This is a genomic window from Shinella fusca (assembly GCF_014203155.1).
In the GTDB taxonomy this organism is placed as follows: domain Bacteria; phylum Pseudomonadota; class Alphaproteobacteria; order Rhizobiales; family Rhizobiaceae; genus Shinella; species Shinella fusca.
In genome coordinates this window covers 84,333-100,197 of the sequence record NZ_JACHIK010000001.1, presented here as the reverse complement: position 1 = coordinate 100,197, position 15,865 = coordinate 84,333, and the positions used below count along the sequence as shown (strand labels likewise).

14 protein-coding genes are annotated in these 15,865 nt (G+C 65.7%); 11 read left to right on the top strand and 3 right to left on the bottom strand.

The genetic code is table 11. The features are described from left to right. The first annotated feature begins 12 nt into the window (after positions 1-12). The 8 genes from HNQ66_RS00475 (at position 13) to HNQ66_RS00440 (ending at position 10,390) form a co-directional block, all read left to right on the top strand. Entirely contained in the window at positions 13-915 is a 903-nt protein-coding gene (locus tag HNQ66_RS00475) for a carbohydrate ABC transporter permease (RefSeq protein WP_184139751.1), read from the top strand. After that, positions 908-1,816: an ABC transporter permease subunit gene (locus tag HNQ66_RS00470; RefSeq protein ID WP_184139749.1), complete on the top strand. Its 909-nt coding sequence runs from the start codon at positions 908-910 to the stop codon at positions 1,814-1,816. Before HNQ66_RS00475 ends, HNQ66_RS00470 begins: the two co-directional genes overlap by 8 nt. A 3-nt stretch (positions 1,817-1,819) precedes the next feature. Next, positions 1,820-2,905, top strand: a complete 1,086-nt coding sequence (locus HNQ66_RS00465) for an ABC transporter ATP-binding protein (protein WP_184139747.1) — start codon at positions 1,820-1,822, stop codon at positions 2,903-2,905. 154 nt (positions 2,906-3,059) lie between these two features. Beyond that, the gene (locus tag HNQ66_RS00460; RefSeq protein WP_184139745.1) at positions 3,060-5,519 is read left to right on the top strand and encodes a beta-mannosidase; all 2,460 of its coding nucleotides are present in this window, start codon (positions 3,060-3,062) and stop codon (positions 5,517-5,519) included. A 15-nt stretch (positions 5,520-5,534) separates the two neighbouring features. Then, positions 5,535-6,296: a sugar phosphate isomerase/epimerase family protein gene (locus HNQ66_RS00455; protein ID WP_184139743.1), complete on the top strand. Its 762-nt coding sequence runs from the start codon at positions 5,535-5,537 to the stop codon at positions 6,294-6,296. A 12-nt stretch (positions 6,297-6,308) separates the two neighbouring features. Then, a complete protein-coding gene (locus HNQ66_RS00450; RefSeq protein ID WP_184139741.1) occupies positions 6,309-7,442 on the top strand; it encodes a Gfo/Idh/MocA family protein in 1,134 nt (377 codons plus the stop codon). Positions 7,443-7,661: 219 nt separating this feature from the next. Beyond that, complete coding sequence (gene mgrA, locus HNQ66_RS00445; RefSeq protein WP_184139739.1) at positions 7,662-8,693, top strand: L-glyceraldehyde 3-phosphate reductase; 1,032 nt, start codon at positions 7,662-7,664, stop codon at positions 8,691-8,693. Positions 8,694-8,779: 86 nt separating this feature from the next. After that, a complete protein-coding gene (locus HNQ66_RS00440; RefSeq protein WP_184139737.1) occupies positions 8,780-10,390 on the top strand; it encodes a glycoside hydrolase family 43 protein in 1,611 nt (536 codons plus the stop codon). Here HNQ66_RS00440 and zigA read toward each other — a convergent pair whose 3' ends face one another. Next, positions 10,391-11,596, bottom strand: a complete 1,206-nt coding sequence (gene zigA / locus HNQ66_RS00435; RefSeq protein ID WP_184139735.1) for a zinc metallochaperone GTPase ZigA — start codon at positions 11,594-11,596, stop codon at positions 10,391-10,393. A 430-nt stretch (positions 11,597-12,026) separates the two neighbouring features. Continuing rightward, positions 12,027-13,037, bottom strand: coding sequence for a zinc ABC transporter substrate-binding protein ZnuA (gene znuA / locus HNQ66_RS00430; protein ID WP_184139733.1), 1,011 nt, complete (start codon positions 13,035-13,037; stop codon positions 12,027-12,029). Between the two features lie 101 nt (positions 13,038-13,138). On the opposite strand from znuA, the gene HNQ66_RS00425 reads away from it, so the two are divergent. The 3 genes from HNQ66_RS00425 to HNQ66_RS00415 are packed head-to-tail and all read left to right on the top strand — an operon-like array spanning position 13,139 to position 15,289. Then, positions 13,139-14,074, top strand: a complete 936-nt coding sequence (locus HNQ66_RS00425; RefSeq protein ID WP_184140431.1) for an ATP-binding cassette domain-containing protein — start codon at positions 13,139-13,141, stop codon at positions 14,072-14,074. Next, positions 14,067-14,897, top strand: a complete 831-nt coding sequence (locus HNQ66_RS00420; RefSeq protein WP_184139731.1) for a metal ABC transporter permease — start codon at positions 14,067-14,069, stop codon at positions 14,895-14,897. The genes HNQ66_RS00425 and HNQ66_RS00420 overlap by 8 nt, the downstream gene beginning before the upstream one ends. Then, positions 14,894-15,289, top strand: coding sequence for a Fur family transcriptional regulator (locus HNQ66_RS00415; RefSeq protein WP_184139729.1), 396 nt, complete (start codon positions 14,894-14,896; stop codon positions 15,287-15,289). The genes HNQ66_RS00420 and HNQ66_RS00415 overlap by 4 nt, the downstream gene beginning before the upstream one ends. A gap of 2 nt (positions 15,290-15,291) precedes the next feature. Here HNQ66_RS00415 and HNQ66_RS00410 read toward each other — a convergent pair whose 3' ends face one another. Further along, a complete protein-coding gene (locus HNQ66_RS00410) occupies positions 15,292-15,822 on the bottom strand; it encodes a gamma carbonic anhydrase family protein (RefSeq protein WP_184139727.1) in 531 nt (176 codons plus the stop codon). Positions 15,823-15,865: the final 43 nt, after the last annotated feature.

The window sequence follows — 15,865 nt, the reverse complement described above, 5'->3', positions numbered from 1 at the left end:
AAGGAGTGACCCATGACGGGCCAGCCACATGCCGGGCGCCCCAGCCAATTGCTGCGCAATCTCAATGCCAAGATTGCCTCGATCCCCATGATCCTGACCGCCGTCGTCATCTTCCTCGGCGGCACGATCTGGACGGTCGTCTATTCGTTCACCAATTCCAAGCTGCTGCCGCGGGCGAAGTTCGTCGGTTTCGACCAGTACGAGCGGCTGTGGGCCGCGCCGCGCTGGATCGTCTCGATCGAGAACCTCGCCATCTACGGCCTCTTCACGCTGGTGTTCAGCCTGGTGATCGGCTTCGTGCTGGCGGCGCTTATGGACCAGAAAATCCGCTTCGAGAACACGTTCCGCACGATCTTCCTCTATCCTTTCGCGCTCTCCTTCATCGTCACCGGCCTCGTCTGGCAATGGATCCTGAACCCGGAATTCGGCGTGCAGTCCGTCGTGCGCGCGCTCGGCTGGGAGAGTTTTGCCTTCGACCCGCTCTACAATTCGAAGATCGTCATCTACGGCGTGCTGATCGCCGGGCTCTGGCAGGGTACGGGCCTCGTCATGTGCCTGCTGCTGGCGGGCCTGCGCGGCATCGACGAGGATATCTGGAAGGCCGCGCGCGTCGACGGCATCCCGATGTGGCGGACCTATCTCTTCATCGTCATCCCCATGATGCGCCCCGTCTTCATCACCACGCTCGTCATCATCGCGAGCGGCATCGTCAAGGTCTACGACCTCGTGGTGGCGCAGACGAGCGGCGGGCCGGGCATCTCGTCCGAAGTGCCGGCGAAATATGTCTACGACTACATGTTCCTCGCGCAGAATCTCGGCCAGGGCTTTGCCGCCTCGACCATGATGCTCGTCACCGTCGCCATCATCATCGTTCCGTGGGCCTATCTCGAATTCGGAGGACGCAAGCGTGCCTGATCCCGTCGTCCTCAAATCCGGCGCCGAGCCCTGGGGCGCAAAGCCCCGCCGCGCCCTTTCCCGCCGCAACATCGTGCTCTATGGCACGCTGCTCGTCGCCGCGCTCTATTACCTGCTGCCGCTCTACGTGATGATCGTCACGTCGCTGAAGGGCATGCCGGAAATCCGCCTCGGCAACATCTTCTCGCCGCCGGTGGAAATCACCTTCGAGCCCTGGGCGAAGGCCTGGGCGACCGCCTGCACCGGCCTCAACTGCGACGGGCTTTCGCGCGGCTTCTGGAATTCGGTGCGCATCACCGTGCCCTCGACGCTGATCTCGATCCTCGTCGCCTCGGTCAACGGCTATGCGCTCGCCAACTGGAGGTTCAAGGGCGCGGAGGTGTTCTTCACCATCCTCATCGTCGGCGCCTTCATTCCTTACCAGGTGATGATCTACCCCATCGTCATCGTGCTCCGGGAAATGGGCATCTACGGCACGCTCACCGGCCTCGTCATCGTGCACACGATCTTCGGCATGCCGATCCTGACGCTGCTCTTCCGCAACTATTTCGCCTCCCTGCCGGAGGAGCTGTTCAAGGCCGCGCGCATCGACGGCGCCGGGTTCTGGCAGATCTACGGCCGCATCATGCTGCCCATGTCGATGCCGATCTTCGTCGTGGCGATGATCCTGCAGATCACCGGCATCTGGAACGACTTCCTCTTCGGCGTCGTCTTCACCCGGCCGGATACCTATCCGATGACCGTGCAGCTCAACAACATCGTCAACTCCGTCCAGGGGGTGAAGGAATACAACGTCAACATGGCCGCGACGCTTCTGACAGGCGCGGTCCCGCTCATCGTCTACTTCGTGTCGGGACGGCTCTTCGTCCGCGGCATCGCCGCCGGCGCAGTCAAGGGTTAAGCCATGCAGCATTCCGTATCCATCAGGGACCTTTCCTTGAGCTTCGGCTCGGTGAGCGTGCTCAAGGACCTCAATCTCGATATCGGCGAGGGCGAATTCCTCGTTCTCCTCGGCTCGTCCGGCTGCGGCAAGTCGACCCTGCTCAACTGCATCGCCGGGCTTCTGGAGCCGACCGGCGGGCAGATCTTCATCAGGGACCGGAACGTCACCTGGGAGGAGCCCAAGGACCGCGGCATCGGCATGGTGTTCCAGTCCTACGCGCTCTATCCGCAGATGACGGTGGAGAAGAACCTTTCCTTCGGCCTCAAGGTCGCAGGGATGGCGAAGGCCGAGATCGACAAGCGCGTCGCCCGGGCCGCCGAGATCCTGCAGATCGGCCCGCTCCTGAAACGCAAGCCGTCCGCCCTTTCCGGCGGCCAGCGCCAGCGCGTCGCCATCGGCCGGGCGCTGGTGCGCGACGTCGACGTCTTCCTCTTCGACGAGCCGCTCTCCAACCTCGACGCGAAACTCCGTTCGGAACTGCGCGTGGAGATCAAGCGGCTGCACCAGTCGCTGAAGAACACGATGATCTACGTCACCCACGACCAGATCGAGGCGCTGACGCTCGCCGACCGCATCGCCATCATGAAGAGCGGCGTCATCCAGCAGCTTGCCGATCCGAACACGATCTACAACATGCCGAGGAACATGTTCGTCGCCGGCTTCATCGGCTCGCCGTCGATGAATTTCCTGCACGGCGAAATCGTCGAGCGGGGCGGCAGGCCGGCCTTTGCCACGAACGGCGTCGATTTCTCGCTCGACGGCTATGCGGCCGGCGAGGCGCTTCAGCCGGGCCGCAAGGTCGTGCTCGGCGTCCGGCCGGAGCATGTGAAGGTCGACGAGGACGGGGCCGAAGAGGCCCATCGGGCGACCGTCGACATCGAGGAGCCGATGGGGGCGGACAACCTCCTCTGGCTGAAACATGCCGGCCACAGCATGTCCGTCCGCGTCGGCGGCGCACGGCGCTTCGCCCCCGGCACGGCGGTGCGGCTCTCCTTCGACATGGGACTGGCCTCGCTGTTCGATGCGGGGACGGAGGAGCGGATCTAGGGGGCTGCCCCTCATCCGGCCTGCCGGCCACCTTCTCCCCGCAAGCGGGGAGAAGGAGACTTGCGGAAACGTCGCCATTCCCTCTCCCCGCTTGCGGGGAGAGGGGTAGGGTGAGGGGCAATCCGCCCCGCCCACGAAGTTCAGAGACGATGCCATGACCCAGACCTCCGTCACCACCGCCATCGACCTTTCCGGCACCTGGACGCTGACCAGCACGGACGGCGCCCATACCGCGCCCATGCCGGTGCCGGGCGACGTGCACAGCGCGCTCATCGCCGCCGGCCTCATTCCCGATCCCTATGCCGGCCGCAACGAGCGGGACGTGCAATGGGTGGCGGAGAGGGACTGGGCGATCGAGCGCACGTTCGACCTCGCGCCGGAAATGCTGGAGGGCGGCTGGTATCTCGATATAGGCAGCATCGACACCGTCGCCTCCGTCTATGTGAACGGCGTCCTCGTCGAGGACACGGACAATTGCTTCCGCCGCTACCGGCCGGACGTCACCGATGCGCTGAAGGCCGGTGAGAACACGGTGAAGGTCGTCATCCATTCCGCCATCGCGGCGGGCGCGGCGCGGCAGGCCGACCAGCCCTTCTTCATTCCCTGGTCCACCGGCAACTCGCCGATCCCGAACGGCAACATGCTGCGCAAGCCGCAATGCCATTTCGGCTGGGACTGGAACATCGCCATCGCCCCGCTCGGCATCTATGGCGGGATCGTGCTGCGCAAGCTGGAGGTCGCCCGTATCGAGCATGTGACGACCCGGCAGTTCCACCATGCCGACGGCGCGGTCGACCTCTATGTCACCGCCACCTTCCATGCCGGTGAGCCGGGCATCCTGCCGGTGCATTTCGCGCTCGGCGAGGAGCGGGTGCGGCTCGATGTCGGCGTCAATGCGGGTGAAACGCAGCTCACCCACATGTTCCACATCGAAAAGCCGGCGCTCTGGTGGCCGGCGGGGCACGGCGAGCAGGCGATCTATGCCGTGCGCGTCGAGACGCCGACGGAGACGGTGGTGCGCCGCGTCGGCCTCAGGCAGGTGGAACTCATCACCGACAGGGACGAGGCCGGCAGCCGCTTCGCGCTCAAGGTCAACGGCCGCGAGATCTTCTGCCGCGGCGCCAACTGGATTCCGGCCGACGCGCTGCCCTCGCGCATCACGCCCGCCGGCGTGCGCGACCTCTTGCAATCGGCCGCCGCCGCCAACATGAACATGATCCGCGTGTGGGGCGGCGGCTTCTACGAGCCCGACTGGTTCTACGATATCTGCGACGAACTCGGCCTGATGGTCTGGCAGGACTTCATGTTCGCCTGCAACCTCTATCCCTCGACCGTCGATTTCCTCGACAATGTCGCCGCCGAGGTCGACTATCAGGTGCGGCGGCTCGCCTCGCACCCCTCCATCGTACTGTGGTGCGGCGACAACGAGCTGGTGGGCGCGCTGACCTGGTTCGACGTCAGCCGCGAGAACCGCGACCGCTACCTCGTCTCCTACGACCGCCTCAACCGCACCATCGAGGTGGCGATGAAGAAGGCGGCGCCCGGCGCGATCTGGTGGCCCTCCAGCCCCGCTTCCGGCTATCTCGACTTCGGCGACGCCTGGCATGCGGACGGGTCCGGCGATATGCACTACTGGTCCGTCTGGCACGAGAACAAGTCCTTCGACAATTACCGCACCGTGCGCCCGCGCTTCTGCTCGGAATTCGGCTTCCAGTCCTACACCTCCATGCCGGTGATGGAGACCTTCGCCGAACGGAAGGACATGAACATCGCGTCTCCCGTCATGGAGAGCCACCAGAAGAATGCCGGCGGTAACGAGCGCATCGCCGGCACCATGTTCCGCTACTTCCGCTTCCCGAAGGATTTTGCGAGCTTCGTCTATCTCAGCCAGATCCAGCAAGGCCTCGCCATCCGCACGGCCGTCGAATACTGGCGCTCGCTGAAGCCCCATTGCATGGGCACGCTCTACTGGCAGCTCAACGACACCTGGCCCGTCGCCTCCTGGTCGAGCCTGGACTACGGCGGAAGCTGGAAGGCCATGCACTACATGGTGCGCCGCTTCTTCCAACCCGTCGCCGTTGCCGCCATCCCCTCGAAGGACGGCGAGACCATCGGCTTTTCCGTCGTCAACGACACGGCCGAACCCGTCAGCGTCAAGCTCGACACCCGGCTCGTCTCGCTTTCCGGCGAGCGCCGGCTCTATCGCAGCGCCGAGGGTGTCTGCGGGCCGGACAGGGCGGAGATGCTGTTTTCCGTCTTTGCCGCCGACCTGCCGGAGGACACGCTGCTCTTCTGGTCCTTCGAGGCCTCGAACGGCATGACGGGCGAGGGGCACCACGTCTCGGTCAACTACAAGGCGCTCGATCTCCAGCCCTCCGGCCTTGCCCTCGATGCCGCGCCGCGCGGCGACGGCGCCTTCGCCGTCACGGCCTCGGCGAGCGGCCTTGCGCTGCATGTCATGCTGGAGGCGGACGTTCCCGGCCGCTGGTCCGACAACGCCTTCGACCTGACGGCCGGCGCGCGCCGCACCGTCACCTTCACGCCCGCGCAAGGCGGGGCGGCTCCGAAATTCCGCTGGCTCGACCTTCATTCCTGCCAGACCGACACCGAATAGCACGAGGAGACATCCATGCAGACAGTCAGCTTCCAGCTCTACAGCGCCCGCAATTTCCAGCCCTTTTCCGGCATATTCCGCATCCTCGCCGATGCCGGCTACAAGCAGGTGGAAGGCTACGGCGCGCTCTACGCCTCGCTCGACGACGCGGCCATCGCGGACGTGAAGGCCGATCTCGACCGCAACGGCCTTGCCATGCCCACCGCCCATTTCGGCCTCGACATGCTGGAGGGCGAGCCGGAGCGGGTGATCGCCATCTGCCGCACGCTCGGTATCGAAGCCGTCTATTGCCCCTATCTGATGCCGGAGGACCGGCCGACGGACGGCGCCGGCTGGCATGCCTTCGGCGCACGGCTCCAGAAGGCCGGTGCGCCGATCCGCGCGGCGGGCCTCACCTTCGGCTGGCACAACCACGATTTCGAGTTCTTCACCCTGCCGGACGGCACGGTGCCGCTCGACCATCTCTTTGCCGGCGGGCCGGACCTTGCCTGGGAGGCGGATATCGCCTGGATCATCCGCGGCGGGGCCGATCCCTTCGCGTGGATCGCCAAATACGGCGACCGCATCACCGCGGTCCATGTCAAGGACATCGCGCCGAAGGGCGAGAATGCCGACGAGGACGGCTGGGCCGATGTCGGCCACGGCACCGTGCCGTGGGCCGACCTCGCCAAGGCGCTCGCCGGCTCGCCCGTCAGGCATTTCATCGTCGAGCACGACAATCCGAAGGACATCACCCGGCTTGCCACCCGCTCGATCGCAACCATCAAGGCATTCTGAGGACGGACCGTCATGAGCAAGGAATACGGAGTCGGCATCATCGGCTGCGGCAATATTTCGGGCGCTTACTTCAAGCTGATCCCGATGTTCAGGAACCTGAAGCTGGTTGCCTGCGCCGATATCAACCCGGCGGCTTCCAAGGCGCGATCCGAGGAGTTCGGCGTCCCGGCCGAAGAGATCGACGCGCTGCTCGCCAATCCGGCGGTCGACGTGGTGGTCAACCTGACGGTGCCGGAGGCGCATTACCCGGTCTCGAAGAAGGCGCTCGAAGCCGGCAAGCACGTCTATTCGGAAAAGCCCTTTGTGCTCTCGCTGGAGCAGGGCGAGGACCTGCGCCGCATCGCCGACGCGAGAGGCCTCAAGGTCGGCTCTGCGCCGGATACCTATCTCGGCGGCGCGCATCAGTTCGTGCGCCACCTCATCGACAGCGGCAGGGTCGGCAAGATCATGTCGGGCACGGCCCATGTGCTGGGGCCGGGTATGGAGAGCTGGCACCCGAACCCGGACTTCTTCTTCGCGCCCGGCGGCGGGCCGATCCTCGACATGGGCCCCTATTACGTCAACAACCTCGTCAACCTCGTCGGCCCGGTGAAGCGCGTCGTGGCGCTTGCCAACAAGGCGCGCGAGGCGCGGGTGATCGGCAACGGTCCGCGCCAGGGCGAGGTCGTGCCGGTGAGCGTTGCAACGAACATCCACGCCATTCTCGAATTTACGAGCGGCGCGCAGGTGGCGCTGATGGCGAGCTGGGACGTCTGGGCGCACCGCCACCAGAACATGGAGCTTTACGGCACCGAGGGCGCCGTCTTCGTGCCGGACCCGAATTTCTTCGGCGGCACGGTGGAAGTCGCCGGCAACGACCGGGAGCCGAAGGAAGTCGAGGTCTGGGACCATCCGCTGACGGCGCGCAACTACCAGTTCGACTGGGGCACGCAGGCCAACTACCGCGGCATCGGCCTTGCCGACATGATGGAGGCCGTGACCACTGGCCGCGACTACCGCTGCTCGCTCGACCGCTCGCTGCACACGATCGACGTCCTGACGGCGATCCTGCGCTCGGCGGAGGAGGGCAGGGCCGTGGATATCGTGACCACCTGCACCCAGCCGGCGGCGCTCGGCATCGAGGAGGCGCGGGCGTTGCTTCGGTAGGGGAAGGGAAAGCCCCTCATCCCGCTGCCGCGACCTTCTCCCCGCAAGCGGGGCGAAGGGATATACCGTGCCGGTTTCCCGAATCTCGAACATCGCCTGGGGCGAGTCCCCTCTCCCCGCTTGCGGGGAGAGGGTTAGGGTGAGGGGCAATTCCCCCTTGTGAATACCAGCATGAGAGCGCTATGCAGGCGCAACCCGAATACAGCAAAGGAAGACACTATGGCCTGGCAGCCGGCGGAAAACCGTTACGACACGATGACCTATAACCGCGTGGGGCGCTCCGGCCTGAAGCTGCCGGCGATCTCGCTCGGGCTGTGGCACAATTTCGGCGACGACACGCCGCACGAGCGCAAGGTCGACATGTGCCGCACGGCCTTCGACCTCGGCATCACCCATTTCGACCTCGCCAACAATTACGGCCCGCCGCCCGGCTCGGCCGAGATCGCCTTCGGCGAGATCCTGCGCACCGATTTCCGGGACCTGCGCGACGAGCTGATCATCTCCTCCAAGGCCGGCTACAACATGTGGCAGGGGCCCTATGGCGAATGGGGCAGCCGCAAGTACCTGATCGCCTCCTGCGACCAGAGCCTCAAGCGCATGGGCCTCGACTATGTCGACATCTTCTATTCGCACCGCTTCGACCCGGACACGCCGCTGGAAGAGACCTGCGCCGCGCTCGACCATATCGTGCGCTCCGGCCGCGCGCTCTATGTCGGCATCTCCTCCTACAACTCTCAGCGCACCCGTGAGGCGGCGGCGATCCTGAAGGACCTCGGCACGCCCTGCCTCATCCACCAGCCGAGCTATTCCATGCTCAACCGCTGGATCGAGACGGACGGCCTCGTCGATACGCTGGAAGAGCTCGGCATCGGCTCCATCGTCTTCTCGCCGCTGGCGCAGGGCATGCTGACGGCAAAATATCTCGGCGGCATTCCCGGCGACAGCCGCGCGGCGCTGAACCACTTCCTCAAGAAGGACTTCATCCGTCCGGAGATCATCGACAACATCCGCAAGCTCAACGGGATCGCCGAGAAGCGCGGCCAGACGCTGGCGCAGATGGCGATCTCCTGGGTGCTGCGCGGCGGGCGCATCACCTCCGCCCTGATCGGCGCCAGCCGCTCGGCGCAGATCGTCGATTGCGTCAAGGCGCTGGAAAAGCGGGACTTCACGGCGGAAGAGCTGGCCGAGATCGACCGCTACAGCGAAGGCGCGGACATCAACCTGTGGAAGCGCTCCGCCGAGCTCGATTGAGTTGAGTGCATGCCGCCCGGGCGATGGCGCGGGCGGCTTTTTTCGATACGCATCTGACGTACGTGCATCATTCTTGGGAGGAACCGATGATCCGCAACCCGATCCTGCCGGGCTTCAACCCGGACCCCTCGATCTGCCGGGTGGGCGAGGACTATTACATCGCCACCTCCACCTTCGAATGGTATCCGGGCGTGCAGATCCACCATTCGCGCGATCTCGTGAACTGGCGGCTGGTCAGGCGGCCGCTGGAGCGAAAGAGCCAGCTCGACATGCGCGGCAATCCGGACAGCTGCGGCGTCTGGGCGCCGTGTCTCTCCTATGCCGACGGGCAGTTCTGGCTAGTCTATACGGACGTCAAGCGCTTCGACGGCAGCTTCAAGGATGCGCATAACTACATCGTCACGGCCCCCGCCGTGGACGGCGAGTGGTCCGATCCGGTCTATGTCAATTCCTCCGGCTTCGACCCCTCGCTCTTCCATGACGAGGACGGGCGCAAATGGTTCCTCAACATGCAGTGGAACCACCGGCCGGAGAACCACACGGGCGCCGCGCACAATGCCTTCGACGGCATCCTGCTTCAGGAATGGGATGCGAAGGGAAAACGCCTCGTCGGCCCGGTGAAGAATATCTTCGCCGGCAGCCGGCAGGGGCTGGTGGAGGGGCCGCATCTCTTCCGCCGCAACGGCTGGTACTATCTCACCACGGCCGAGGGCGGCACGGGCTACGACCATGTCGTGACCATGGCGCGCTCCCGCATGATCGACGGTCCCTACGAGATACATCCGGACATCCATCTCATCACCGCGAAGGACCATCCCGAAGCGCCGCTCCAGCGGGCGGGGCACGGGCAATATGTCGAGACGCCGGCGGGTGAGGCCTATCACACCCATCTTTGCGGCCGCCCGCTGCCGCCGCAGCGCCGCTGCACGCTGGGCCGCGAGACGGCATTGCAGAAATGCATCTGGCGCGACGACGGCTGGCTCTATCTGGAGCACGGCTCGCCCGTGCCGGAAGTAGAGGTTCCCGCGCCGGACGGTGCAGCGACGGCCGAAAAGCCGCAAAGCGTTTCCTGCGCTTTCTCCGAAGGGGAACTGCCGGCCGATTTCCAATGGCTGCGTACGCCGGAGCCGGAGCGCATCTTCTCGCTTTCGGCCCGGCCGGGACATCTGAGGCTCTTCGGGCGCGAGAGCATCGGAAGCTGGTTCGAGCAGGCGCTGGTGGCGCGCCGGCAGGAGCACCACGATTTTCGTGCCGAAACGACGGTCGAGGCCGCGCCGGAGGTCTACCAGCAGGTGGCGGGACTCACCCACTACTACAACCGCTACAAGTTCCACGCGCTCGGCCTCACCATGCACGAGACGCTCGGCCGCGTGCTGACGATCCTCTCCTGCCCCGGCGACTACCCGGACGGCAGTCTGACGTTCCCCGTCGGCAGCGGCGTTGCCGTGGGCGAGGGGCCGCTGGAGCTGGCGGCGGAGGTGCGCGGCAACGATCTCCGCTTCTTCTGGCGCCCGGCCGGAGCCGGTGACTGGCAGGCGATCGGCCCGGTGCTGGATGCCGGCGTCGTCTCCGACGAGGGCGGGCGGGGCGAGCACGGCTCCTTCACCGGCGCCTTCGTCGGCATGTTCGCCTTCGATATCACCGGACGCGCCGTCCCCGCCGATTTTGCGCGCTTCGCCTATACCGCGCTTTCCTGATCAGCCGGCCTGGCGGATCCACAGCGGGAAGGGGTCCGGCAGGTTCGCCCAGCGTGCCGGTTCGAAGGCCTCGTCCTCGACGAGGCAGGCATCGAGCCGGCGGCGGATGTCGGCCTCCTCCATCGGGTTTGCGCCGATGAAGACGATCTCCTGCTGCCGGTCGCCCCAGACCGGATCGCAACTGCGGGCGATGGCCTCGCGCGCCGCCTCGTCTTCAGGCCAGTACCGCTCGGGCACGGAGGCCCACCAGAGGCCGAGCCGGCCGCTTCTGACGAGCGCGCCCGCCTGGCTCATCTCGCCGACATGGTGCGGGCGGGTCGCCAGCCAGAAGAAGCCCTTGGCGCGGATGACGCCCGGCCAGCTCTCGTCGAGAAAGGCCTTGAAGCGGGCGGGGTGAAACGGTTTTCGCGCGCGGTAGACGAAGGAGCGGATGCCGTATTCCTCTGTTTCCGGCACATGGTCCCTGAAACCGTGCAGTTCCTTGAACCAGAGCGGATGCTCGCTCGCCTTCTCAAAATCGAAGCGGCCGGTGCCGAGGATATCGGCAAGCTCGATGCGGCCGTAATCGGTCTCGATCACGCGGGCGGCGGCGTTGAGGCCGCCGACGATCTGCCGGACGGCGCGAAGATCGGCGGGACTGGCCGTGCCCGCCTTGTTGAGCACCACCACGTCGGCGAACTCGATCTGCTCGACCAGCAGTTCCACCAGCGTGCGCGTGTCGCCTTCGCCGGCCGTCTCGCCGCGCTCGGCGAGGAAATCCTGCGAGCCGTAGTCCCTGAGGAGGTTCGCCGCGTCCACCACCGTCACCATCGTGTCGAGCCGGGCGACATCCGAGAGGCTCCGGCCGTCCTCGTCGCGGAAGTCGAAGGTGGCGGCAACGGGCAGCGGCTCGGAAATGCCGCTCGATTCGATCAGCAGGTAGTCGAAGCGATCCATTTCGGCGAGGCGGCGCACCTCGGTAAGGAGATCGTCGCGCAGCGTGCAGCAGATGCAGCCGTTCGTCATCTCCACGAGCTGCTCGCCGGTGCGCGAGAGGTCCGCCCCGCCCTCGCGGATCAGCGCGGCGTCGATGTTCACCTCGCTCATGTCGTTGACGATGACGGCGACGCGCAGGCCGCTGCGGTTGGTGAGCACATGGTTCAGCACCGTCGTCTTGCCGGCGCCGAGAAAGCCGGAAAGGACGGTGACGGGGAGGCGGTTGTCCATGTTGGCTGGCCTTTAATGTTATATCATTTCATTGATGGGGCTGAAGAAAGCGGGATGGTTCCCGCCTTTGTCCTATGGGATTGGCAAATTTCCGCCGTCAGGCGGCTTCTCGCTTCGTCTCGCGCTGCGCCTCGTCTTGTGCCGCTCGCCTTGTGCTGCGCCGCGCCTTGTACAGTGACTCTTCTTGTGTCGTACCTTGTCTTAGGCCGTGCCCCTCCTCCTCCGTCATGCTCGGGCTTGACCCGAGCATGACGGAGGAGAGAGAGGAGAGAAGAGGAAGGGAGAGAGGGGAGAATGGGGAGAGGAGAGCAGAAGGAGCGAGTGATAGCGAAGAGGTCCGCCGACCACGGCAAATGGCGAGTGATCTCGTCATAGCACCGCTCTGTCATCGCATCACTCCGTCTCCGCCTTTTCGCTCTCCCCTCACGCCTCAGCCAGCCCCGCCGAGGCAATCGCGCAGCGATGTGGCGATGCCCTTCATCAGGGTGAAGTAGAGGTCCGGGCCGGGGTCGAGCGTGGCGGCTTCGGGGTCGAGCGTGCCGGATTTGGCAGGCGTTCCCTCGATCACAACGTTGACCAGCTTCGGCTCGAACTGCGGCTCGGCGAAGACGCAGGTGGCGCCAAGGGCCTTCACCTTGTCATGGATCTGCGTCAGGCGCGCGGCGCCGGGCAGCGTCTCCGGGCTGACGGTGATGGAGCCGGCGGCGTGCACGCCGTAGCGGTGCTCGAAATACTGGTAGGCGTCGTGGAAGACGATGAAAGGCTTGTCCTTCACCGGCGCGACGGTCTCCGCGATCTCCGTGTCGAGTGCGGCGAGGCGGTCGTTGAGGGAGGCGAGGTTCTTGTTGTAGGTCTCGGCATTGCCCGGGTCCTTTTCCGCAAGCACCTTGGCGACCTCGGCGGCGATGGCGCGCGCATTGTCGGCGCTCAGCCACAGATGCATGTCGTATTCGCCGTGCTCGTGATCGTGGTCGTCCTCCGCCTCCGCGGCGTGATCGTGGCCGTCCTCGTCATGGGTGTGTTCCTCGTGGGCATGGTCGTGCCCTTCCTCGCCCTCATGCACATGCGGCTCGAAGGGACCACCCTCGCGGAAGGGCAGCTTCTCGAGGCCCGGCGTGTCGTCGAGCTCCACGACCGTCGCCTTGCCGCCGAGCGTTTCCAGCGGCTTTTCCAAAAACGCCTCCAGCCCGTGGCCGACCCAGAAGACGACGTCCGCATCCTGCAAGGCCGCCGCATTGGACGGCTTCAGCGAATAGGTATGCGGCGAGGCGGCGCCTTCCACGATGAGCTTCGGCTCGCCGACCCCTTGCATGATCGCGGCCACCAGCGAATGGATGGGCTTGATCGAGACGACCACGTCCGGCACCTCGGCCCGGGCGGCAATGGTGCCGGCGGCAAGGAGCGCGGTGGAAAGGAGGAGGGCGCGTACGGTGTTCTGCATGGGGATCTCCGTCTTGAATATGAATGTAATGTTATTACATCAATTGCGTTATGCTATAACGTGTGCCATAGCTGGTGGCAACAGGCTTTCGGAAAAAAATGATGCTGCAGACCCCGACCAAGACCATTCCGCCGCTCGTCTCGCTTGCGGGCGTCGGCGTGCGCCGCCAGGGCCGCTGGCTCGTGCGCGGCGTGGAGTTCTCGATCGCCCCCGGCGAGATCGTCACGCTGATCGGCCCGAACGGCTCCGGCAAGTCGACCACCGCCAAGGCGGCGATCGGCGTCCTCAAGGCGGACGAAGGCCGGGTGGAGCGCAAGGCGGGCCTCAAGGTCGGCTATGTGCCGCAGAAGCTCGCCGTCGACTGGACCATGCCGCTCACCGTCGACCGGCTGATGACGCTGACCGCGCCGTTGAAGGGTGCGGAGATCGACGCGGCGCTGGAGGCGACCGGCATCCGCCATCTTGCCCGCGCGGAGGTGCAGCACCTTTCCGGCGGCGAGTTCCAGCGCGCGCTGCTCGCCCGCGCCATCGCCCGCAAGCCCGACCTGCTGGTGCTCGACGAGCCGGTGCAGGGCGTCGATTTTTCCGGCGAGATCGCGCTTTACGATCTCATCAAGACCATCCGCAACACCACCGGATGCGGCATCCTGCTGATCTCGCACGACCTGCATGTCGTGATGGCCGAGACGGACACCGTCATCTGCCTCAACGGGCATGTGTGCTGCCGCGGCACGCCGGAGACCGTCAGCCAGAGCCCGGAATATCTGCGCCTCTTCGGCGCGCGGGCCGGCCAGACGCTCGCCTTCTACAACCACCATCACGACCATACGCACCTGCCGGACGGCCGCGTGCTGCATGCCGACGGCTCGATCACCAGCGATTGCCGGCCGGACGACGGCCACCACGGCGATATCCTGCCGAGCGGCGGCAAGGCGGGGCCGATGCGCATCGTCCATACATCCGGGCCGAACTGCGCCTGCGGCCACGATCACGGCCCGGCGCCCGCCGCAAGCGAAGGGGAGCGGCGCGATGCTTGACGATTTCTTCCTGCGCGCGCTCGTCGCCGGCGTCGGCCTTGCGCTTACCACCGGCCCGCTCGGCTGCTTCGTCGTCTGGCGGCGCATGGCCTATTTCGGCGACACGATGGCGCATTCGGCGCTGCTCGGCGTCGCGCTGTCGCTGCTGATGAGCTTCAATCTCCTCCTCAGCGTCTTTGCCGTCGCCGCCACGGTCTCCATCCTGCTGCTGCTGCTCCAGAAGCGCGGCACGCTCTCCACCGATGCGCTGCTCGGCATCCTCTCCCATGCGACGTTAGCGATCGGCCTCGTCATCGTCTCCTTCATGACCTGGGTGCGGATCGACCTCGTCGGCTTCCTGTTCGGCGACATCCTCGCCGTCTCGCGCGCCGACGTGGACCTCGTCTGGGGCGGAGGCATCCTCGTGCTCTTCGCCATCGTCTGGATGTGGCGGCCGCTGATCGCCTCCACGGTCAACCCCGAGCTGGCGGAGGCCGAAGGCCTGCAGCCGGAACGGGCGCGGCTTGCCTTCATGCTCCTGATGGCGCTCGTCATCGCCATTTCCATGAAGATCGTCGGCATCCTCCTCATCACCTCGCTGCTGATCATCCCCGCCGCGACGGCGCGGCGGTTTTCCACGAGCCCGGAGGTCATGGCCGTCCTTGCATCCCTCATCGGGGCGCTCGCCGTCATCGGCGGGCTCTTCGGTTCCCTGAAATTCGACACGCCCTCCGGTCCCTCGATCGTGGTTGCAGCGCTCGGCCTGTTCATCCTGAGCCTGCTGACTAGGCCGAGGACGGGCGGGGCGGAGCATCCGGCGGCAAGCCAGAAAGGTCCCGCATGACCACGCAACAGTTGACGCGCAACCAGGGCCTCGTCTTCGACGTGCTGTCGCATTCTGACGGCCCGCTCAGCGCCTATTCCATCCTCGACAAGCTGCGCGACAGCGGGTTCCGCGCGCCGCTGCAGGTCTACCGGGCGCTCGACAAGCTGCTGGAATTCGGCCTCGTGCACCGGCTCGAAAGCATCAACGCCTTCGTCGCCTGCGCCCATCCGGAAGAGGACTGCCACGCGCACGGCCTCACCGCCTTCACGATCTGCGAGACCTGCGGCAAGGTGACGGAGTTCCACGACCATGTGATCGAGGACCGGCTGAAGGGCTTTGCCCGCGACCGCAATTTCAAGACCGGCAAGACGACGATCGAGATCCGCGGCACCTGTGCGGGCTGTGCCTGATTTCAGGCGAGGGGCTTCAGCCCCTTCTTGAAGCGCTGCCAGTTGCGCACGTAGCTTTCGGCCGAGCGCTTCAGGCCTTCGATGGCCTCATCGTCCAGCGTGCGGATGGCCTTGGCGGGCGAACCGACGATCAGCGAATTGTCCGGAAAGATTTTTCCTTCCGTCACCAGCGCATTGGCGCCGACGAGGCAGTTTTTGCCGATCACCGCGCCGTTCAGCACCGTCGCGCCCATGCCGACCAATGAATTGTCGCCGATGGTGCAGCCGTGGACGATGGCGCCGTGCCCGATGGTGCAGTCCTCGCCGATGACCACCGGCCGGCCGGGATCGGTGTGCACGACGACGCCTTCCTGGATGTTCGAGCGCGCGCCGACGATGATCGGCTCGTTGTCGCCGCGCAGCGTGGCGCCGAACCAGATGCCGACATCCTCGCCGAGGATCACCTTGCCGATGACATTGGCATCGGGCGCCACCCAGTAGCGGTCCTCGGCGGGCAGCGTCGGCACCCGGTCGTCAAGGGCATAAAGCGGCATCGGCATCCTCCGGCGGTTCGAGTCTTGCCGCACTCTAGCACCC

What these genes read in the sequence shown, in the direction of transcription:
- HNQ66_RS00475 (WP_184139751.1), top strand. Translation starts at nt 13, where the DNA reads ATGACGGGCCAGCCACATGCCGGGCGCCCCAGCCAATTGCTGCGCAAT.
- HNQ66_RS00465 (WP_184139747.1), top strand. Translation starts at nt 1,820, where the DNA reads ATGCAGCATTCCGTATCCATCAGGGACCTTTCCTTGAGCTTCGGCTCG.
- HNQ66_RS00460 (WP_184139745.1), top strand. Translation starts at nt 3,060, where the DNA reads ATGACCCAGACCTCCGTCACCACCGCCATCGACCTTTCCGGCACCTGG.
- HNQ66_RS00455 (WP_184139743.1), top strand. Translation starts at nt 5,535, where the DNA reads ATGCAGACAGTCAGCTTCCAGCTCTACAGCGCCCGCAATTTCCAGCCC.
- HNQ66_RS00450 (WP_184139741.1), top strand. Translation starts at nt 6,309, where the DNA reads ATGAGCAAGGAATACGGAGTCGGCATCATCGGCTGCGGCAATATTTCG.
- mgrA (WP_184139739.1), top strand. Translation starts at nt 7,662, where the DNA reads ATGGCCTGGCAGCCGGCGGAAAACCGTTACGACACGATGACCTATAAC.
- HNQ66_RS00440 (WP_184139737.1), top strand. Translation starts at nt 8,780, where the DNA reads ATGATCCGCAACCCGATCCTGCCGGGCTTCAACCCGGACCCCTCGATC.
- zigA (WP_184139735.1), bottom strand. Translation starts at nt 11,596, where the DNA reads ATGGACAACCGCCTCCCCGTCACCGTCCTTTCCGGCTTTCTCGGCGCC.
- znuA (WP_184139733.1), bottom strand. Translation starts at nt 13,037, where the DNA reads ATGCAGAACACCGTACGCGCCCTCCTCCTTTCCACCGCGCTCCTTGCC.
- HNQ66_RS00425 (WP_184140431.1), top strand. Translation starts at nt 13,139, where the DNA reads ATGCTGCAGACCCCGACCAAGACCATTCCGCCGCTCGTCTCGCTTGCG.
- HNQ66_RS00420 (WP_184139731.1), top strand. Translation starts at nt 14,067, where the DNA reads ATGCTTGACGATTTCTTCCTGCGCGCGCTCGTCGCCGGCGTCGGCCTT.
- HNQ66_RS00415 (WP_184139729.1), top strand. Translation starts at nt 14,894, where the DNA reads ATGACCACGCAACAGTTGACGCGCAACCAGGGCCTCGTCTTCGACGTG.
- HNQ66_RS00410 (WP_184139727.1), bottom strand. Translation starts at nt 15,822, where the DNA reads ATGCCGCTTTATGCCCTTGACGACCGGGTGCCGACGCTGCCCGCCGAG.